Raw genomic sequence first — 20,322 nt, 5'->3', positions numbered from 1 at the left:
GGTCTTGTTATCCTCCGCTGGTGACCCACGGCCGGTGAGCCGGATCATCGCAGCTTGGGCCTCCGCGCGGCGCTTCACGTCTCAAGCGCACACACGGCCACCGCTTCCCGCCCCACGTCTCACGACGCTCATGAAACGCCCCTTCAGCGGAGCGGGATGAAGGAAAAAAATCATATAATAGGAAAATTGTCAAGCGGGAATTTTCAGCCAACGGCCGCGCGGTTCACCCTCCCCTGGAGGGGGAGGGTCGGCGCGTATCGAACGCAAGTGAGATACGAGCCGGGGTGGGGTGAATTCTGAACATGGAAATCACCCCACCCCGCTGCTCGCTTCGCTCACAGCGACCCTCCCCCTCCAGGGGAGGGTAAGAGTGCCGCCTCATTGCCGGATCCATTTTTCAAACAGCCTTCGGGAATGAGCGGACGAGGATGGACTGCCCGCGAGCCAATGCGACTGACATTGCGGCAAGGATGGCTGAGCGAACAAAACCTATCGCGATCCAAACGCGTTGATTGCGGTTGTTGTTTTACCTCGCTCTCTCAACACCCGCTCATTCCCGCGCATGCGGGAATCCAGGGCTTCAACCGACAGCCTTGCTTGTGGCTCTGGATTCCCGCCTTCGCGGGGGGCGAGCGGAATACGCTTGGGTTTCCTCGCTACCTTGCCACGATCGGCTGCGCCTCCAGCACCGGCTCGCGGACCGGAACGCCAGTGAATACCGAACCTTCCTCGAACCAGGACTTGGGCGCCGGATGGCCCCATAGCGTCTGGCGCTGCGGGTCCTGCAACGACCAGCGCAGGGGCTCATGGTCGGGATCGACTGTCAGATAATCCGACGTGAACAGCTCGACGCGATGACCGTCGGGATCGCGGATATAGAGAAAGAAAGCGTTGGAAATGCCGTGCCGTCCCGGGCCGCGCTCCATATTGTCGAGAAAGCCGGACGACGCCATCACATCGCAGATGTGCAGGATGTCGAGCGAGCTTGCGGTCCAAACGCCGATATGATGCAGGCGCGGGCCGCGGCCGTTGGTGAAGGCGAGGTCATGCACATTGCCCTTGCGATGCATCCACACCGCCCAGAGCTGACCATTCTCGCCATCCGTCTCGGTATATTCGGTCAGGCGGAAGCCGAGATCGGTATAGAAATCGTAGGACGCCTGAACATCCGGCGTGAAGCAATTGATGTGATCGATGCGCTGGATGCGCGCGCCCTTGTATTCGGCATATTTGCGCAGCATGCACTCGGGCTGTTCCATCCGGAAATAGAAGTCGAGCGGCATGCCGAACATGTCGCAGGTGCGTAAGGTTCGGCCCTGATGCGGCACATCCGGGAACGATGTCGGGAAGCCCTTATGGGCGAACCAGAAGGCGGCGCGATCGAGATCTTCCTCGCTTGCGACCTTGAAGCCCAACGCCGGAATGCTGGCATCGTTGGCCTTGCGCAGCACGATCGAGTGATGATTGCGCTCTTCCACCGCGCGCAGATACAGCGAATCCTTGTCCTCGTCGGTGACGAGATAGCCGAGGCAGTCGACATAGAAGGCGCGTGACTTTGCAATGTCGCGCACGTCGAATTCGATATGGCTGGCGCGCACGATGTTGAAGGGCGGGGTGAAATTCGGTTTACGAATGGGCATGGACGTTTCCTTGGTTTTTTCTCCGTCACCCTGAGGTGCCCGCGCGAAGCGCGGGCCTCGAAGGGCGACGGCCCGTTCTGTGGCCGTTCATCCTTCGAGGCTCGCACGCAACCAAGTTTACGCTGCTGCGTAAACTTGCCAGCGATGCTCTCACCTCAGGATGACGGGGCAAATTTTAGAGTCGTTCAGCTAGCTCCAATCTTTGGAATCTTGTGATTGTCGAGCGCAATCGCAATATTCTTCGTCTCCATGTAGAAATCGAACGAATAGTCGCCGCCGTCGCGGCCGATGCCGGATGATTTCACGCCGCCGAACGGGGTCGGCAGGTGGCGGACATTTTCCGAATTCACCCAGATCATGCCGGCCTCCAGCGCCTGCGCCATGCGATGCGCCCGGCCGACATCACGCGTCCACAGATAGCCGGCAAGGCCGTAACGCACATCGTTGGCGAGCGCGATCGCCTCGGTTTCGTCGGCGAAGGGGATCATCGTCAGCACCGGCCCGAAGATTTCTTCCTGCGCGATTTTCATGTCGTTGCGGGCATGCGTGTAGAGCGTCGGTTCAACAAAATTGCCGACACCACCATTGGCGCGGCCGCCGCCAACGGCAACCGTCGCGCCGGCCTCACGCGCGGCATTGACGTAGCTGAGCACCTTGTCGACATGGCGCGGATGGATCAGCGGGCCGATCTCGGTTGCGGGATCGAGCGGGTGACCGATCTTGATCTTCTTGACGCGTTCGGCCGCGCGCTTGGCGAATTCGTCATAGATCGATGCGTCCACCAGCGCGCGGCTGGAGGATGTGCAGCGCTCGCCGTTGAGCGAGTAGATCATGAACAGGCAGGCATCGAGCGCGCGGTCGATATCGGCATCACCGAACACGATCACCGGATTCTTGCCGCCGAGTTCGAAATGCACGCGCTTCAGTGTGGCCGCGCCCTGGCGCATGATGGCGGAGCCGGTCGCGCTTTCACCGACAAAGCCGATCGCCTTGATGTCGGGATGTTCGGTCAACGCCTTGCCGGCGTCTTCGCCGAAGCCATGGACGACATTGAGCACGCCCGCCGGCAATCCGGCCTCGAGGCAGATCTCCGCCAGCAATTGCGCGGTGAGGGGAGACCATTCCGCGGGCTTGTGCACGACCGTGCAGCCGGCGGCGAGGGCAGGTGCGATCTTCCAGGTCGACAGCATGAACGGCGTATTCCACGGCGTAATCACGCCCACGGGGCCGATCGGCTGGCGCAAGGTGTAATTGAGATGCGTCTCGGTCGGCAGCGACAGGCCGTCGGCCGCATCCGGTGCGCGGTCGGCATAGAAGCGGAAATTTTCCGCACCGCGCAGGGCCGCCTTCGACATGTAACGGATCGGCTGACCCGTATCCATGCATTCGACATAGGCGATCTCGTCGGCGCGCGCCACGATCGCATCGGCGATTTTATGCAGGATTGCGCGGCGCTTCTCGCCGGAGGTGCGGCCCCAATTGGTGCGAAACGCTTTCATCGCCGCTTTCGCGGCCCGATCGATCTCGGCTGCACCACCACGCGCAACTTTGGCAATGGCCGTGTTATCGATCGGCGAGGCCGTCTCGAAGGTTTCGCCAGTGCCGAGGTCCGGCTTGCCGTCGATCAGATGGGCCACGGTGCCTTTGCGAAAACGCGCGAGGTATCCCTCCGCGCGGGCCATGGTCTCGTCGAGTGCCGTCGTCATGCTGCCTTCTCTTTTCCGCGAACGGTGTTCTTGCGGAGCGTGAGCTGGGTGATCTCGTGAATTTCCAGCGCCAGTTGCAGCGGATGCGACGCAAAGGCGCGCTCGAGCGATTTTTCGGCGGCCGCCATCAGGTTTTCCGCAACCTTCTGATACGCTTCCGCCGGCCGCCCCTCGCGCATGCGGACGGTAATCTGGACAAAGCCGTTCGCCGGATCGCGGTCGGCAATGCAAAAGTGCTCAAGACGGATCGCGCGGGTGCGAATGGCAGCGGTATCGGCGACCCCGGTCTCGATCATCGCCTGGTGCAAGGCACTCAACAGGCCGGGCACGTCCACCGAATCGTCCAGATTGCCTGAATATTCCACGATGATATGCGGCATGCGTCGATCCTCCTTGTCGCCTGTTGGCGGGGTCGTTGACGCGCCCCGGTGGAGACATTTAACATGTTAATCATTGGTCCGGGCCGGGCGTCAAGCCGGTTGCTACCGGAAACAAAAGAGCGTTTATCGCCTAAGAAAACGGGAGGCCGTCCATGCCGTTACCCCTTGATCGCCTGAAGGGTTCAATTCCGCCGCTGCTGACGCCGTTTCGAAACGGCGAGGTCGACTACGATACCTATGCTCGCATGATCGAAATGCAGATCCGGGAAGGATCGCATGGTATCCTGGTGAACGGGACCACGTCGGAACCGGCATCGCTCACGACGGAAGAACGCAACCGGCTGGTAACCTTGTCAGTCGAGGTGGCGAAGGGGCGGGTGCCGATTGTGGCCGCCACCGGCTCGCAGGCGATCTGGGAAACCCGCATTCTCACCGAGCACGCCGCCAAGGCGGGCGCCGATGCTCTGCTGATCGTGACACCCTATTACACGCGGCCGCCGCAGCGCGGCATGATCGCCTATTATCTCGAGGTGATGAAGGGCATCGATCTGCCGTGGATGATCTATCACATTCCAGGCCGCGCCGCGATCGACATCAAGATCGACACGGTCAAGGAACTGCGCGACAAATCGCCGAACTTCGTCGGCATGAAGCACGCCTCGCTCGATCTCGATTTCGTGACCGAGTGCCTGGCTGTCGCCGGGCCGGATTTCAGGATTTTCGTCGGGCTTGAGGAGTTGTCGTTCCCGATGATGGCGATCGGCGCCTGTGGACTGATGAATGCGGTCGGCAACCTGCGGCCGCGCGTCCTGTCGGATCTGTGCGAAGCGGTGTGGCGCGGCGACCTGAAGACGGCGCAGGATCTGCACCATCGCCTGCACGGTCTCAACAAGGCGATTTTCTACGACACCAATCCGATCCCGATCAAATACATGGCGAAGCGTCTCGGCATCATCGAGCGCAACGAACATCGCCTGCCGATGGTGCCGGCCACGCCGGAACTGGAAAAGCGCCTCGACGATGTGCTGTCGCGTGCGGGTCTTTTGACGAGCGAAGCTGCAGAATGAAATTAGCGAGTTTTACGCATCGTGGCCGCCCCGGATATGGCGCGGTGATCGGCGATGGCATTGTCGATGTGCGTCCGCGCATGCCGCGCCTTCATAGTTTGCTCGATGTCCTGCGTGCCGATGCACTGAAAGAAGTGATGGACGTCGCCGCGAATGTGCGGCCGGACTTTCCACTGACGGACGTGCAATTGCTGCCGCCTGTGATCGGACCGGAGAAGATCCTTTGCATCGGTGTGAATTACGGCAACCGCAATGAGGAATACAAGGACGGTTCGGAAAAGCCGAAATATCCCAGCATGTTCTTTCGCACGCCGGGCTCGTTCGTTGGCCACGGTCAGCCGCTGATCCGCCCGCCGGAATCGCCGCAACTCGATTACGAGGGCGAGATCGTGATTGTGATCGGCAAGGAATGCCATCGCATTACCGCCGAACAGGCCGCCGACCACATCATCGGCTATACGCTTTGCAACGAGGGGACGATCCGCGACTGGGTGCGGCATGCCAAATTCAACGTGACGCAAGGCAAGAATTTCGACCGCTCCGGCTCGATCGGTCCGTGGATGGTGACAGCCGACGAGATCGAATACGGCAAGCCGTTGCATCTGACGACGACCGTCAATGGCGAAGTGCGGCAGGACGACACCACGGCGAACCTGATCTTCGATTACGGTGCGCTGCTCGCCTACATCACCACCTTCACCACATTGAAGCCTGGCGACATGATCGTCACCGGTACGCCGACCGGCGCCGGCGCCCGTTTCGATCCGCCCAAATGGCTCAAGCCGGGCGATGTGATCGAGGTGACCGTCCCGGAGATCGGGACGCTGCGCAACGGCGTTGAGGATGGACTATGAGCGTGCGGATGCGCCCGTTCCAGCGCTCGCTGCCGATGCAGTTGATGCTGGCGCGGGAAGCCATCATGCAGCGTTTCCGGCCACATCTGACGGCGCACGGCCTGACCGATCAGCAATGGCGGATCGTCCGTGCGCTCAACGAGGTCGAGGCGCTCGAAATCGTTGAGCTTGGCCGCGCCTGCTGCCTGCATGCCGCAAGCCTGTCGCGTATCCTGCCCAAGCTCGAAGCCAATGGGCTTGTGTCCCGGCGTGGCAACAAGCAGGATCAGCGACGGATTATTGTTTCGCTGACGGCCAAAGGGCGTCGTCTGTTTGAGACGGTCGCGCCCCAATCCGAAGCGATCTATGCCGCGCTTGCGCAGGAGATTGGACCGATGCGGCTCGAACAGATTTATGGATTGCTCGATGAGGTGATCGGCGTCCTCGCCAAGCCACAGCGACGGGTGCCATCGGCTGCGGCGCGGTCGCGGGTTGCCGTTCGGCGCGCGGCCTTGCGATAGGAGCGATGGATGGGCGCGTTCACCGGCAAGGTTGTTGTCATTACCGGCGGCAGCCGCGGAATCGGGCGCGGCATTGCGGAAGCGTTCGCACGCGAGGGCGCGCAGACAGTCATCGCGTCGACATCGGAAAGAAATCTGGAGACGGCTGCGCAGGCCATTGTCGCAACTGGCGGTCCCCATCCTGTTACAGCAGCACTCGATCTGCGCAAGCTGTCGGATTGCGAGAAGCTGTACGCGCTGGTGAGGAAGGGGCTCGGGCGCTGTGACATCCTCATCAACAACGCAGGTGCGACCAAAGCCGGCAATTTTCTTGAGCTGAGCGATGAAAGCTGGCTCGACGGTTTCGCGCTGAAATTCTTCGGCTGTGTGCGGTTGTCCCGGCTGTTCTGGCCGATGTTGAAGGATGCGCAGGGTCATGTGGTCAATATCGGTGGCGGTGCGGCCCGATCGCCGAGCGCCGATTTCCTGATCGGCGGCTCGTGCAACGCTGCGATGGCGAACTTCACCAAGGGATTGTCGCGTCTCGGCATGAAGGAAGGCGTCAACGTCAACATCATCCATCCCGGGCTGACCGCAACGGATCGCGTGCAGGATCTGTTTGCGCAACGCGCGACCGCCGCGGGCAAGACAGTCGGTGAAATCAGCGCGCAAGCCGTCGCTCGTGACGGTATCAAGCGGATGGGAGAGCCGGCGGATATTGCCGAACTGATCTTGTTTCTGTGCAGTGAGAAGGGGCGTCATATTCAGGGCGCGGCAATCCCGGTCGATGGCGGCTCGCAGCCGGGATATTACTGACAGACAGCCTCGCTTTTGTTGCCAAGGTCCCGCCTGCGTAGGGAATAGCATCGGGCGGTTGGTGTTCTCCCGGGCATGCACGCGGCGTGTAAAGCGCCGGAAGCAAGGGAGGGCATCATGACCGCTCGTATCAATTTGTCACATATCTCCACGATAGTGGCCGCTGCAATTGCAGTCTTTTGCTTTATCGGCTTTGCGCTCGCGCAGGACAAGCCGATCCGCGTGCGTGGCGAGATCGTCGCTGTCGATGGTCCGATGATGACGGTGAAATCGCGCGACGGCAAGGATCTGAAGATCAAGCTCGCGGATAATGTCAGTGTCGCCGGCATCGTTCCGATGAACATCGGCGATATCAAGCCGAACTCCTATATCGGCGTCTCCGCCATGCCGCAGCCGGACGGTAGTCAACGCGCGCTGCATGTTCATATCTTCCCGGAAGCCATGCGCGGCGTCGCCGAAGGCTTCGGTCCCTGGGACGTGCGGCCGCAGAGCACGATGACCAATGCAACGGTTGCCGAAACGGTGGCCGGCGTCGACGGCCAGACCATTACCGTCAAATACAAGGACGGTGAAAAGAAGATCATCGTTCCGAAAGAGGCGCCGATCGTCACCTATGTTCCGGGCAGCATGGCCGATCTGAAACCGGGCGCGAAGATCTTCATCGTTGCCGCGATCCCGCAAGCCGACGGCACTTTCACCGCAGCGCGTGTGAATGTCGGCAAGGATGGGCTCACGCCGCCGATGTAAACAAACTCCGCTCATTCCCGCGAAAGCGGGAATCCAGAGTCATGCGCTGGGTCCCCGCCTTCGCGGGGACGAGCGGATACGATGCTCATACCGCGTGCTCGTGGTCCCGGCCGATATGCCGGCTGCGGATGCGGCGGACCGTCCACCAGATCGCAAGCACCGCAATGGGTACAAAAGCGGCCGTGGCCAATGACGGCTCGATCGGCCAGCCGGCATCGTGCGCGCCCTTCACCAGATAGCCGAACAGCCCAACGACGTAATAGCTGATCGCGGCGACCGACAATCCCTCTACCGTCGCCTGCAAACGCAACTGCAGGCGAGTGCGCGCATTCATCGATTTCAGCAATTCCTGATTCTGCTGTTCGAGTTCGACATCGACGCGGGTGCGCAACAGGTTGGCGGCACGAGCAAGCTTGCGAGAGAGCGTGGCCTGCCGCTCTTCGGTGGTGGCACAGGTGCGGATGGCGGGCGCCATGCGGCGCGCGAGGAACGACGACCATGTCGGCAAGCCGCCGACCTTGCGTTCGCCGATGATCTTCAACCGGGTCTGCACGATCTCGTCATAGGCGCGGCTGGCGCCGAAGCGAAACAGACTGCCGGTGGCGCCCGCTTCCAGTTCCGCTGCGAGTGCGGTGAGCTGGTCCAGCAGTCGGCGATTGTCGGCCAGCGCGGAGGTGCTGCGCAATTCCTCAGTCAGCTCGGCGAGCCGTTTTTCGATACGATTGATCGAGGGGGCGAGCTCCTGCGCTTTCGGCAAGCCGAGAAGGGCGAGCGTCCGATAGGTTTCAAGTTCGATCAGGCGCTGGACCAATGCGCCAGCGCGCTCAGGTCCAAGCCCCCGATCGAGCACGAGGATATGGACAAAGCCGCCGGCATCGGGCTGAAAGTCTGTCGCGTACAAGGCGGTGCCGTCGGAGTTGTCCGCGACCGCAAGGCTCGGCCGGTTGAACAGACGCGTCACGTCGATCCGGTCAGATTCGTCGTTCATCAGTTGCAGATCGATCGCCACCAGCAGCGGGCCTGGTTGCGGCACGAGTCCCATCGGGGTGGCAAGCGATGAAGCGGGCGGCTGGAACGGCGCCTCGGCCGGATTGGACGGCAATTCCCAGGTGTAGGTGGTGAATTCCGAATGTTGTTCCCAGCGCAAACTCAGGTCACCGAACGAGACATGCAGGTGCTTGTCGCCGGGCCGAGGCGGCTGGACACCACGTCTGACGCACAGGTCGGCGAGGGCGTTTCGGTCGGCCTCGGCCTGATCGCTCATGGTGTCGAAAGCGAAATGCAGGACACGCGCTGGCGTCGATAAAGCCGTGAATGGCCGCGCATGGACTTCGCCGAGCACCGTGGCGCGAAGCCGATGCGGTTTCAGATTGGTCTCGCCGATGGTTACGTCTGCGCTCATGCCGGCTGTCTTCACGCGATCGCTGCACGCCAATGTAGCATATCAATCGGTAAGAGAAGATGACTGCCCTTTCCGCAGGACTTTGATGCCCAGCACCTTGATGCGTGACGCCAGCGTCGTTGGCCGGACATGGAGTAATTCCGCCGCGCCGCCATGTCCGAACACCTTGCCGCCGCAGGCGTCGAGCGCCGCAATGATATTGGCGCGATCGCGGTCGCGCCGTTCATCCTCGGTGAGCAGGGAAGCATTGTTCGGTCCGCCGGCGCCGCGCGTTAAACCGCCGGGCAGGTCGATGCGCAGGCGTCCGTTGCGAGCCAGGATGGCCGCATGCTCAATGACATTCTGCAATTCCCGGACATTGCCCGGCCAGGCATATTGCGTCAGCCGCCGGACATCGCCTTCGGTCAGGCGCAGATCGCTGATCTTCAACTTACCGCTGGCGAGCCGCAGAAAATGCGCCGCGAGCAGGGAGATATCGTCGGTGCGTTCGCGCAGGGGTACGGATTCCACCGGAAAGACATTCAGCCGAAAATAAAGATCCTCGCGAAATCGCTTCTGCCGCACCTCGGCTGCAAGGTCTCGATTGGTTGCAGCGATCACCCGGACATTGACGTTTCGCGTGCGGGATTCGCCGACGCGCTCGAATTGCCCTTCCTGCAACACACGCAAAAGCTTGCCCTGCAGCTCCAGCGGGATTTCGCCGACTTCGTCGAGAAACAGCGTGCCGCCATCGGCCAATTCGAAACGGCCGAGCCGATCGCGCAGCGCGCCGGGAATGGCGCCTTTGGCATGGCCGAAGAATTCACTCTCGAACAATTCGCGCGGTATGCTGGCGCAATTGACGCGGATCAGCGGACGGTGGCTGCGCTTGCTGGCATCGTGAATGGCGCGCGCGATCAATTCCTTGCCGGTGCCAGATTCTCCGGTGATCAGCACGCTGGCATCGGTTGGTGCAACGAGTTCGATCTGCCGGATGGTCTTCTGCATCGGGGCGCTGGCGCCGATGATGCCGCGATGATTGCTCTCGCGGCGGATCTCTTCCTGCAGATATTCATTGTCGCGTTCGAGCTGTTTGCGAAGCTGCTCCACTTCGGCCAGCGCGCTGCGCAGCTTCTCGTCGGCTTCCTTGCGCTGCGTGACATCGCGAAACACGATCACCGCGCCGACGACGCTGCCGCGATCCTTGATCGGCGTCGATGTATATTCGACGAAGAAGCGGGTGCCATCCTTGCGCCAGAATACTTCGTTGTCGACCTGGTGCACCGCGCCATCGCGGAACGCCGCATAAATCGGGCAATGCATCGCCGGATAATAAGAGCCATCCGCATGCGTGTGATGCACGATCGAATGCATGTCCTTGCCGACAAGCTCTTCCGCTTTCCAGCCCAACATGCGCTCGGCCGCCGGATTGACGAACGTGGTCTTGCCGTCGGCATTGACGCCATAAATGCCTTCGCCGGCCGCGCGCAGGATCAACTGGTTCTCTCGCTCGACATCGCGGAAGAAGCGTTCGACCCGCTGCCATTCCTCGATCCCGCCGCGCACATAGAGATCGGCTTCGGTATCGACATTGCGCCGGCGTTGCGTGGCGAGATCGGTCATCGTCAGCAGCAATTCGGGCGCACCGCCGCGCGTCAGCACGCTGGCGGAATATTCCAGCACGAGTTCGTGGCCAGCGGCATGGCGGGGCTTGAGGCCCCGCGTCCAGTATTCGCCCTTGGCCATGACGCCGTCGGTAAACACGATCAATGCCGGCAACTGACCGGGATGAAGGGCGGTCACCGCCATCCCACGCAGTTGTTGGCGATCATAGCCGAGAAGCCGGCAGGCGGCCGGGTTGCCATCGGCAATGCGGTCTTCAGCCGGGCGCAATACCAGCATCGCCTCGGGACACATTTCGAAGATGCGGCCGAAATCGGCAGCGTGATGCGCTATTGCCTGTTTTTCGTGCAGTGGAGAATGCATCGCGCGAAGCCGTGATTGATCCGAAATTCGTAGCATTGCTACCAAATTTCGTAAATCACGAAAAATAGTAATCCATCGATCTCGGTTTTCCTACGCTATTTCGCTTGCGTCAGATTGGCCGGCGGCGCGCCGGTGATCTGGCACCGAGTTTGCTCATTCTCCCGTAAAGGCCGGCCGCTGCGCCTCTCGGCGCGATCCCGGTCCATTGCAGGCGGTTGCTTCAGACGGGAGAGCTTCGATGTCCACATTCGACGATGCATTTGATCCCAAGCGCAGATTGCACTCCGCAGGTTGCTCCTGCGGCCGTCACATCAACGAGACCGAACATGAGCGCGACGCGATCCGGCAATTGCAATGCGCAGCCGTCGAGGCGCCGCAAAGCGAGGAGGCGCGCTACGAAGGCGTGGTCGCCTCCGCGGTCATGCGGGCGATGTTTCCGCAGGATGCAAGCCGCAGAGCGTTCCTGAAATCGGTCGGTGCTTCGACGGCGCTGGCCGCGATCTCGCAATTTTTCCCGCTGAAGACCGCAACCGAAGTGTTCGGGCAGGGCGCTCCGCTGGAGAAGAAGGACCTGAAGGTCGGATTCATTCCGATCACTTGCGCCACGCCGATCATCATGGCGCATCCGATGGGTTTCTATACAAAGCACGGCCTCAATGTCGAAGTGATCAAGACGGCCGGCTGGGCTGTGATCCGCGACAAGACGCTGAACAAGGAATACGACGCGGCGCATATGCTGTCGCCGATGCCGCTCGCCATCACCATGGGGGTGGGCTCGAATCCAACGCCCTACACCATGCCGGCGGTCGAAAATATCAACGGCCAGGCGATTACGCTGTCGCTCAAGCACAAGGACAAGCGCGACCCGAAGTTGTGGAAAGGCTTCAAGTTCGCCGTGCCCTTTGATTATTCGATGCACAATTATCTGCTGCGCTACTACCTCGCGGAGCACGGCATCGATCCCGACACCGATGTGCAGATCCGCGCCGTGCCGCCGCCAGAAATGGTTGCGAACCTTCGCGCCGATAATATCGACGGTTACCTCGGCCCCGACCCGATGAACCAGCGTGCGGTCTATGATGGCGTCGGTTTCATCCACATTCTGACAAAGGACATCTGGGAAGGACATCCATGTTGCGCGTTCGCCGCATCGAACGAATTCGTCAAGACGATGCCGAACACTTACGCCGCATTGCTCAAGTCGATTATCGACGCCACCGCTTTTGCGCATAAGGCAGAGAACCGAAAGCAGATCGCCGAAGCGATCGCGCCGGCGAATTATCTCAACCAGCCGTCGATCGTGCTGGAACAGATTCTGACCGGCACATTCGCCGATGGCCTCGGCAACATCGTCAAGCAGCCGAATCGCGTCGATTTCGATCCATTCCCGTGGCAGTCCTTTGCCGTGTGGATTCTCACGCAGATGAAGCGCTGGGGCCAGATCAAGGGCGATGTCGATTACGCCGGGATCGCCAATCAGGTCTTCCTCGCCACCGATACCGCCAAGCTGATGAAGGAGGTTGGTCTGACGCCGCCAACAGCGACGACGAAGTCGTTCGTGGTCATGGGCAAGACCTTCGATCCGGCAAAGCCGGAGGACTATCTCGGCAGCTTCAAGATCAAGAAGTCGGCGTAAGTCAAAATTCTCTTCGCCCTCTCCCCATGCGTGGGGAGAGGCCCGTGCCCGAGCATAAAGCATGACCCGCTCTCTCTCCCTCCGCGCCGCCATCGTCTCGATCGCGATCTTCGCGCTGTTCATCACCGCGTGGCATCTGGCGACGCGCGGCTCCGGCACTGTCGCATCCATGGACCCGGAATATGCAAAGCTGATGGGCATTACGGCGACGCAGGGAAAATCGGCGATGCCAGGTCCCCTCGACGTCGCCAAGACGCTCTGGGATCATCTCAATCATCCCTTCTACGATAAAGGCCCGAACGACAAGGGCGTCGGCATTCAGTTGGCTTATTCGCTCGCGCGGGTGCTGACCGGTTATTTCCTCGCAGTGATCGTCGCGCTTCCGATCGGCTTTCTGATCGGCATGTCACCATTGATGAGCCGGGCGCTCGATCCCTTCATTCAAATCCTGAAGCCGATCTCGCCGCTCGCCTGGATGCCGCTCGCGCTCTACACCATCAAGGATTCGAACCTCTCGGCGATCTTCGTGATCTTTATCTGTTCGGTGTGGCCGATGCTGCTGAACACCGCGTTTGGTGTCTCGGCTGTGCGCAAGGAATGGCTGAATGTTGCGCGCACACTCGAAGTCGGACCGATCCGCCGCGCTTTTACAGTTATCCTCCCCGCCGCAGCACCGACTATACTCACCGGCATGCGCATCTCCATCGGCATCGCCTGGCTTGTGATCGTTGCAGCCGAAATGCTCGTCGGAGGAACCGGCATCGGTTACTTCGTCTGGAATGAATGGAATAATTTGTCGATTGTGAATGTGATCAACGCGATTTTGCTGATTGGTCTCGTTGGGATGATCCTCGATCAGATCCTCGCCTATTGCGCCAAGCTCGTGACGTTCCCGGAGTAGCGCAGCGTGACCGACCATTTCATCTCCATCGAATCCATCGCCAAGCGTTACCCCGCGCCGAAGGGCTTAACCACGATCTTCGAAAACCTGTGGCTCGGCGTGAACCGCGGCGAGTTCGTCTGCGTGATCGGCCATTCCGGCTGCGGCAAGACCACCGTGCTCAACATCCTCGCCGGCCTCGACGCCCCGACCGAGGGCGCGGTGATCGTCGACGGCCAGGCGATCGAGGGCCCGAGCCTCGACCGCGCGGTGATCTTCCAGGGGCACTCGCTCTTGCCGTGGCGCACCGTGCTCGGCAATGTCGCCTATGCCGTGACCTCGAAATGGCGCAAATGGTCCAGCGCCGAGGTGAACAAGCACGCGCAAAAATTCATCGACCTCGTCGGCCTGACCGGCTCCGAGCACAAGCGCCCGTCCGAACTCTCCGGCGGCATGAAGCAGCGCGTCGGCATCGCGCGTGCGCTCTCGATCGAGCCGAAGATCCTGCTCATGGACGAGCCGTTCTCGGCGCTCGACGCGCTGACCCGCGGCACGCTGCAGGACGAGGTGCGCCGCATCTGCCAGGAGACCGGCCAGACCGTGTTCATGATCACCCACGACGTCGACGAAGCGATCTATCTCGCCGACAAGATCGTGCTGATGACCAACGGGCCCGGCGCGGTGCTGGCGGAAATCGTCGAGAATCCGCTGCCGAAAGAGCGCAACCGCACCGAATTCCACAAGCATCCGCTCTATTACGCGGTGCGCAACCACATCATCGATTTCCTGATTGCGCGCAGCCGCACCTTCACGAAGGAAACGCCGGATTTCGACCCGCGGCAGGTGCCGCTGATCCGGCCGGGCGCGGTCGAGCCGCAGGTGGTTGCGGCAAGCGACGCTGCGAAGCCGCGTGCGGCCAATGGTTGAAGCCACTTGCTCCGCTCATTCCCGCGCAGGCGGGAATCCAGACTCTGGGTCCCCGCCTTCGCGGAGACGAGCGGGTTGAAATGTCACGCCCGAAATCTGAATCCGTCACTCTGCTGGGAGACCACCCATGAAACGTAGCGACCTCACCGAAAAGATTCTCGACATCAAGCGCGAGAAGGGTTGGAAGTGGAAATACATCTGCGGCGAGATCGGCGGCTTTTCCGACACGCTGATCGTCGGCGCGCTGCTCGGCCAGATGAAGCTGACCAAGCCGCAGGCGATGAAGGCGGCGGAACTGTTCGGCCTGTCCAAGGCCGAGGAGACGATGCTGAACGAGACGCCGATGCGCGGCGAAAACATCCAGATGCCGCCGCAGGACCCGCTGATCTACCGCCTGTACGAGCTGGTGATGATCAACGGCCCGGCGATGAAGGTGCTGATCGAGGAGGAATTCGGCGACGGCATCATGTCGGCGATCGATTTCGACATGCAGATGGAGCGCGCCGCCAACCCGAAGGGCGACCGCGTCAAGCTGACCATGAGCGGCAAATTCCTGCCCTACAAGTATTACGGCGCGACGGGCAACGTGCCGGAATACGGGTTCAAGGAGGATTGAGGCGCGCTTACGCGTCTCGCAATCTGCAGGCTGAAAGGGTGGATTACGCGCGTAACGCCGTAATCCACCCTTTTCTTTTCAAGCCACTACTTGGCTGGCACATGCCGCGACCTTGGCGCTAATTGTCTGAACCTAAGCCAGTCTATTGTGTGGGGTTTGGCTCGTCCGTAAAGTTCTGGGCATGAGCACGCTGACCCCGATTGGAGCGCGACTGCAGATCGCGCTAGATGCTGAATACTTGCGTATGCAAAACGAGTGGTTTTTCAACTGGCACCAGATTGGACGCGACAGCGTCGTCGAAATCGACGGATTCGACGGCAGAATGATCAGATATGGCGGCATCAAGTTCTCCGGTACGGCCCGTGACGTTTATTGGGGTACGATCCAGCGATATGCCCGGCAGAAGGTTGGGCAGTTGTTTGACGAGATCGAGCGGGAGTTGCAGAACTATCCCCTCGAAATAAGGTCGAAAGCACTGAATGAGGCCCACTCGCTTATTCGTGTCTTCATAACAAAAATCCGCAAGGCGGCAGTCGATAAAGACCGTATTCTGAGGGGGAATGGCTTCGCGTTTCCGTCCGCACAGGACCTCGGAAATTGGGCTGGAGCGCAACCTTCCGACATCGAATCGCGCATAGCGACATTGCGACATATTTATTGCGACATTGAGGTCGCTAAGGGAGGGGACGGCATGGTCTTCAGGGATATGATGAGAGATAGGGTAACGTTGGTGAAGACCGACGGAACGGTCGTACGCGAAAAGATCCAAGCGCAGGTTTCCCCTGGTCAAATCATCACCTTCGATGCTGATCTGCCACTGGAGCCAGGCGACCATTTTCTTCGGTCTCTCCCTTCCGGGCTGGTCGAGGATTACGTGGTGGATGACCCGAACTTCATGACAGGCATTCACGGCATCCCCTCTAGCTTCCAGTCAAAAGTGCGTCGGAGCCGGGAAGCTGCCGCCCCTCCGCATCAGGTCATTCAGCGAATAACGAATCATTTTCATGGTGACAATTCGCGCGTCACGTTTGGAACGGATAACAGCGTCAACATAGTCAACCAGCTTCAGCCACTGGCTGTTGCTCAACTCGTCGAGCAGATTAAGCCGCATGTGGGTTCTTTGCCTGAGCCGCAACGCACGGAGATACTCGTGCCGCTGAAGCTTTTAGAAGATGAGATCAGAAGCTGCTCTCCTGAGCCGTCGAAGCTGCAGGTCGCTCTGCAGTCCATCCTGACAATCGCTGAAAGTGCTGCCGGCAATTTGGTTGCAGCCGGAATTCAGAGTATGATCACGAAATTGTTGTGAATTCCGCTGTTTATAAGACAACATTGCCATGCCTCTTTTCCCGGTTCATCAGAAGTTTGTTGATGATTTTTTTGCAGAAGTTGCCCGCTACGAAGCGGGCTACGCACATGTTGCATTCAATTTTGTAGCCATCCGATCTGAAGATCGATTTGTTATTGTTCAAGGCCGTCTATTCTTGAACTCGATTGATCCAAAAATGCCGACTTACATTTTCCAGTCACCGAATGTTCGGGCCGGACGTTATCAATTGTCAGAGCTCAAGCTCGATATGAGAGCGTTTGTCGCCCAGCTGCTGACCGGAAAAATCACTACGCCAGACGGCGACTTGCATTTTGTTGCGATACAAAATGGTGACTACGCCGTTAGCTATATGCCGTTCCATCCTGACGGGCTGCAAAATCAGAACCGCACTAGTGTGCTGCGCCTGATGGCTGGTCCGGTCACAATTGCGCAACCAAATATTGACTGGGAAGTCAAATCGGCAACGCCGCCTTATGACGGCTTACAAGAACTGGCGACAGAGCTCGGTTTTGGGTCAATTTCAGTCGCAACTTCGACGATAGAGATCATTGCGTTTAATGTTGCAGCAATCGATATGCAAGATTCAAAGGTCAGTGGCTCCACGGCTGTTCTCGGTGTTGTTGTTGCCAGTGGACTTGATTCTGAGAAAGTCAAGCTTGGATATAGGGTCTATAATCCCGCATTGCCGACTGAACGAAAGACCGTCGAAGGGGCGAGCATGGTGTGGACTAACGACGGTGCGCTCAAGCGAGGTCGTACCGAAGTCCAGGTGCCTCCTGCGGCCGTAATCAACTGCGTTGTTAGCTATGACGGTTGTGCTTTGCACCATCAGTGGGTCGGTGACCCCGAGAGATCTCAGAACTCTCGACGTGCGGTTTATGAAGCTTTTGATCCTAAGTTAGAAGCGCTCGAAGGCATGATCAGAAACGCATCAATGCGTGGACAGGATGCGCGACAACTCGAACCGGCAGTTGCGTGGATAATGTGGATGTTGGGTTTTAGCGTCGTTCATCTAGGCGGAATGCCCAGAACGCGTGATGCGGCGGACCTAATCGCTGTTAGTCCGGCCGGGCATTTCTTGGTTGTAGAATGTACGACTGGTTTGCTTAAAGCGGAAAACAAACTGGCACTTCTTCATGCGCGGGCCGAGGCTGTCAGGCGCAGCCTAGCCGCATCGAACAACACGTATCAGCGTGTCCTTCCGATGATCGTGACGTCCAAAACTGTTGCCGAGGTGAAGCCGGATATGGAGGCAGCTGGAAGGCTTGGAATTCGGGTGGTTACAATGGAGACTGTTGAGCAGGCAATCAACCGCACGCTCATACAGCCTAACGCCGACCAAATGTTCTTTGATGCCGAAAATGCTGTGAAGGCGGAACTCGCGAAGTACGAGGCTGAACCGGCGTTGCCGCTAATCGATACGCCACTTCCAAAAGTATGACAGTCCACATCAACCCGTCACAATTGTGCCCTTCTCGAAGAGAGCTCCTAATCCTCCATTGTGCAACAGGCTATTCTGTTCTGGTTGACCAATACAATGTCAAAGCCAAAATGGGCGCCGCGGCATGGGAAGTGGGGGCCTGTTAAGCCAGGGTTTTGGGAAGTCTGGCACGCGAACAAAGAATCGCTAAGAAAGAACGGTTACTCCGTTCGGAAGAATGAGAATGATCAATGGGAGGTCCGCTTCGTCCCCCCAGAAAAGTCTGGTTGGCCACCGATCAAACCGAATCCAATTTTCGTTCCGGTTGGGATGAAGGCGTCTATTTGTTTGAAATGTGGACACACAACCCTGATCAAGCTAAGCGATGAGCACAGAGACTGTGGGCTCTGTCCAGACTCTGATCCGCTCAGTTGACAATTTGCGCTCATCACCTTGGCGCCGTTACTGTGTAGCTTCTGAGTCCCCGCCTTCGCGGGGACGAACGGGGAAAGAGGAGGCCTCATCGCCGCGCGTGCGCCTCAACGCCGCTCCCGCTCCAGCAACCGTGCATGCGCCTTGACGCGCCGCGACTTGTGGCCGCCGCGGGCGCGGAAGTGCCGCTCGTCGTCGCGCGGGGGAAGATGGGCGTCGATGAAATCCTTCACCGCCACCTCCGGCGCCTGCTGCGGATCGACGCCGGCTGAGCGCAAGCGCGCGAGGATGGTGTGTACATCCTCGTAATCGAGCGCGGTGCGCTCCGCGCCCTGGAGGGCGCGCGCATTGCCGCTCCGCCGCCGCTTCGGGCGGGCGGCGAGCTTGATCATGCGCATCAGCATCAGCGCCTGCGCAAGCTTTTCCAGATCGATGTCCGCGCTTGTTTCAAGCTCATGCACGGTGCGCTCGGCCAGCGCCGAGAGCCGCTGCGCGAGCAGGCGGCGCTTCAGCTTCGCCGAGGCTCTCGCGCGCGGCACGGTGTCGGTCGCGCGCGGCGCGAACAGCGGACGCACCCAGCCATGATCGCGCGTCCAGCGGCAGATCGAGGCCCGGCCGACGCCGGTCTTGGCTTCGATTTCGCCATAGGTCAGCGTCGTCTCCTCGACCAGCTTGCGGACGCTTGCGACCTTGGCATCGGTGTGCGGCCGGCGTGAGGTTTTCGGGCGCGGCCCGTTGGTGGCGAAGGGATCCTCGGGGGTGACCCGGAGGCGGGCGATGGCGGGGCGGAAGAGGGGATTGCGCATGGCGCGGAATTATAGCGGCGTGGAGGAGAGGGGGGATAAGTGGGGGCCCATCCACCGTTCGTCCCCGCGAAAGCGGGGACCCAGAAAGCCAAGGGCATGAATGCTTGCGATTGTGGCCCTGGGTCCCCGCCTTCGCGGGGACGAGCGGAGTTTTTGGCTCCGCTCAAGGCATGACCAACCCCGCCAGTGCGCGCTGCAATTCCTCCGGCAGGGCGACCGGGCGGCCGCTGACGCGATCGACATAGACATGCACGAAATGGCCCTGCGCTGAGGCGAGGTCGTCGTCCTCGCGGAACAGGCCGATCTCGTAGCGCACGCTCGATGTGCCGCGATGCGCGACGCGCAAGGCGCCGGTGAGGGTGTCGGGAAACGAGACCGGCTTGAAGTAATGGCATTGCGTTTCGACCACGAGGCCGATGACGGGGCTCTTTGCGATATCGAGCGCGCCGCGTTCGATCAGGTAGCCGTTCACGATGGTGTCGAAATAGGAATAATAGGTCACGTTGTTGACGTGGCCGTAGACGTCGTTGTCCATCCAGCGCGTTGCGATCGCGCGATGGTGCGGGTAGGCGGAGCGGGCGTGCGGCGCAGGTCTTGGTGTCGCAAGTCTCTGTGTCATGGCGTCCATTGAAGCCATGACACAGGCAAAAGACAATGCGCCTAGAATAATGCGCCTAGAATAATGTCGGGCTGCGGCCGCCGTCGCGCGATTGCGAATGCGCGCCGCCGGGTTCGGAAATGCCGCACAGGGCTTCGCCGGCATTGTCGGGGCCGTCGATCACGGCGAGATCGCCGAGCGAGACGATGCCGACGAGGCGCTTCTGCTGGCTGAGCACCGGCAGCCGGCGGACCTTGATGTCGGCCATGTTCTGGGCCGCGGCTTCGACCTCGTCGGTCTCGTAGCAATACAGCACTTCCTTGCTCATCACCTCGCGGACCGGCGTGTCCGGCGATTTATTGGCGCCGACCGCGCGAATGGCGATGTCGCGGTCGCTGATCATGCCGACAAGGCGGTCATTCTCGGCCACCGGCAGAAGGCCGACATCGAGGTCCTGCATCATGCGCGCGGCCTGCGCGACGGATTGGTCAGGGCTGACGAGTTTCACATTGGTCGTCATGACTTCGCTGACTTCCATGGCTTTGCCTCCGTTTTTGCGCGATCAATTGCTGTGCACGGCTTTTCCCGCCCATGGTTTCGCTCCCGCCTTGGCGGGGAACGCAT

General features: G+C 60.2%; 19 protein-coding genes. 11 read left to right on the top strand and 8 right to left on the bottom strand.

All coding sequences use genetic code 11. From position 1 onward, the window contains the following. Window positions 1-656 precede the first annotated feature (656 nt). The 3 genes from hpaD to CAK95_RS28380 form a co-directional block, all read right to left on the bottom strand. On the bottom strand, window positions 657-1,640 hold the full coding sequence (gene hpaD, locus CAK95_RS28390) for a 3,4-dihydroxyphenylacetate 2,3-dioxygenase (protein WP_086091014.1): 984 nt from the start codon (window positions 1,638-1,640) through the stop codon (window positions 657-659). Between the two features lie 185 nt (window positions 1,641-1,825). Next, window positions 1,826-3,346, bottom strand: coding sequence for a 5-carboxymethyl-2-hydroxymuconate semialdehyde dehydrogenase (hpaE, locus tag CAK95_RS28385; protein WP_086091013.1), 1,521 nt, complete (start codon window positions 3,344-3,346; stop codon window positions 1,826-1,828). Then, the gene (locus CAK95_RS28380; RefSeq protein ID WP_086091012.1) at window positions 3,343-3,726 is read right to left on the bottom strand and encodes a 5-carboxymethyl-2-hydroxymuconate Delta-isomerase; all 384 of its coding nucleotides are present in this window, start codon (window positions 3,724-3,726) and stop codon (window positions 3,343-3,345) included. The genes hpaE and CAK95_RS28380 overlap by 4 nt, the downstream gene beginning before the upstream one ends. A gap of 152 nt (window positions 3,727-3,878) precedes the next feature. On the opposite strand from CAK95_RS28380, the gene dapA reads away from it, so the two are divergent. From dapA to CAK95_RS28355, 5 genes are all read left to right on the top strand, one after another. After that, on the top strand, window positions 3,879-4,793 hold the full coding sequence (dapA, locus tag CAK95_RS28375; RefSeq protein WP_086091011.1) for a 4-hydroxy-tetrahydrodipicolinate synthase: 915 nt from the start codon (window positions 3,879-3,881) through the stop codon (window positions 4,791-4,793). Beyond that, window positions 4,790-5,647, top strand: a complete 858-nt coding sequence (locus CAK95_RS28370) for a fumarylacetoacetate hydrolase family protein (protein WP_086091010.1) — start codon at window positions 4,790-4,792, stop codon at window positions 5,645-5,647. Before dapA ends, CAK95_RS28370 begins: the two co-directional genes overlap by 4 nt. Next, window positions 5,644-6,147 carry a homoprotocatechuate degradation operon regulator HpaR gene (hpaR, locus tag CAK95_RS28365; protein ID WP_245303557.1) on the top strand — a complete coding sequence of 168 codons (504 nt, stop codon included), beginning with the start codon at window positions 5,644-5,646 and terminating at the stop codon, window positions 6,145-6,147. Before CAK95_RS28370 ends, hpaR begins: the two co-directional genes overlap by 4 nt. Window positions 6,148-6,156: 9 nt before the next feature. Continuing rightward, entirely contained in the window at window positions 6,157-6,942 is a 786-nt protein-coding gene (locus CAK95_RS28360; RefSeq protein WP_086091009.1) for an SDR family NAD(P)-dependent oxidoreductase, read from the top strand. A gap of 117 nt (window positions 6,943-7,059) precedes the next feature. Continuing rightward, the gene (locus CAK95_RS28355; RefSeq protein WP_245303556.1) at window positions 7,060-7,689 is read left to right on the top strand and encodes a hypothetical protein; all 630 of its coding nucleotides are present in this window, start codon (window positions 7,060-7,062) and stop codon (window positions 7,687-7,689) included. An 85-nt stretch (window positions 7,690-7,774) separates the two neighbouring features. Here the strand turns inward: CAK95_RS28355 and CAK95_RS28350 are convergent, their stop codons facing one another. Together CAK95_RS28350 and CAK95_RS28345 are read right to left on the bottom strand one after the other, a co-directional pair. Then, window positions 7,775-9,091 carry a DUF3422 family protein gene (locus tag CAK95_RS28350; RefSeq protein WP_086091008.1) on the bottom strand — a complete coding sequence of 439 codons (1,317 nt, stop codon included), beginning with the start codon at window positions 9,089-9,091 and terminating at the stop codon, window positions 7,775-7,777. 42 nt (window positions 9,092-9,133) lie between these two features. After that, window positions 9,134-10,987: a sigma-54 interaction domain-containing protein gene (locus CAK95_RS28345; protein WP_245303920.1), complete on the bottom strand. Its 1,854-nt coding sequence runs from the start codon at window positions 10,985-10,987 to the stop codon at window positions 9,134-9,136. A gap of 307 nt (window positions 10,988-11,294) precedes the next feature. Here CAK95_RS28345 and CAK95_RS28340 point away from each other — a divergent pair, with 307 nt between their 5' ends. The 6 genes from CAK95_RS28340 to CAK95_RS28315 all read left to right on the top strand — a co-directional run bounded on the left by CAK95_RS28340 (window position 11,295) and on the right by CAK95_RS28315 (window position 17,883). Next, window positions 11,295-12,692, top strand: coding sequence for a CmpA/NrtA family ABC transporter substrate-binding protein (locus CAK95_RS28340; protein ID WP_086091007.1), 1,398 nt, complete (start codon window positions 11,295-11,297; stop codon window positions 12,690-12,692). A 61-nt stretch (window positions 12,693-12,753) separates the two neighbouring features. Next, entirely contained in the window at window positions 12,754-13,593 is an 840-nt protein-coding gene (ntrB, locus tag CAK95_RS28335; RefSeq protein WP_086091006.1) for a nitrate ABC transporter permease, read from the top strand. A gap of 6 nt (window positions 13,594-13,599) precedes the next feature. Next, entirely contained in the window at window positions 13,600-14,499 is a 900-nt protein-coding gene (locus CAK95_RS28330) for an ABC transporter ATP-binding protein (RefSeq protein ID WP_086091005.1), read from the top strand. A 127-nt stretch (window positions 14,500-14,626) separates the two neighbouring features. Then, the gene (cynS, locus tag CAK95_RS28325; RefSeq protein ID WP_086091004.1) at window positions 14,627-15,115 is read left to right on the top strand and encodes a cyanase; all 489 of its coding nucleotides are present in this window, start codon (window positions 14,627-14,629) and stop codon (window positions 15,113-15,115) included. Between the two features lie 181 nt (window positions 15,116-15,296). Next, a complete protein-coding gene (locus CAK95_RS30110) occupies window positions 15,297-16,421 on the top strand; it encodes a hypothetical protein (protein WP_245303555.1) in 1,125 nt (374 codons plus the stop codon). Between the two features lie 28 nt (window positions 16,422-16,449). After that, window positions 16,450-17,883 carry a hypothetical protein gene (locus tag CAK95_RS28315; protein WP_086091003.1) on the top strand — a complete coding sequence of 478 codons (1,434 nt, stop codon included), beginning with the start codon at window positions 16,450-16,452 and terminating at the stop codon, window positions 17,881-17,883. A gap of 518 nt (window positions 17,884-18,401) precedes the next feature. Here CAK95_RS28315 and CAK95_RS28310 read toward each other — a convergent pair. From CAK95_RS28310 to CAK95_RS28300, 3 genes are all read right to left on the bottom strand, one after another. Further along, window positions 18,402-19,100 carry a hypothetical protein gene (locus CAK95_RS28310; protein WP_183044199.1) on the bottom strand — a complete coding sequence of 233 codons (699 nt, stop codon included), beginning with the start codon at window positions 19,098-19,100 and terminating at the stop codon, window positions 18,402-18,404. Between the two features lie 163 nt (window positions 19,101-19,263). Next, the gene (locus CAK95_RS28305; protein WP_086091713.1) at window positions 19,264-19,719 is read right to left on the bottom strand and encodes an acyl-CoA thioesterase; all 456 of its coding nucleotides are present in this window, start codon (window positions 19,717-19,719) and stop codon (window positions 19,264-19,266) included. Window positions 19,720-19,774: 55 nt separating this feature from the next. Further along, on the bottom strand, window positions 19,775-20,236 hold the full coding sequence (locus CAK95_RS28300; protein ID WP_086091002.1) for a CBS domain-containing protein: 462 nt from the start codon (window positions 20,234-20,236) through the stop codon (window positions 19,775-19,777). Window positions 20,237-20,322 lie beyond the last annotated feature (86 nt).

Source organism: Pseudorhodoplanes sinuspersici (assembly GCF_002119765.1).
Taxonomy (GTDB): Bacteria; Pseudomonadota; Alphaproteobacteria; order Rhizobiales; family Xanthobacteraceae; genus Pseudorhodoplanes; species Pseudorhodoplanes sinuspersici.
Note: the sequence above shows the minus strand (reverse complement) of the source record. Positions and strands in the feature narration are given on the sequence as shown.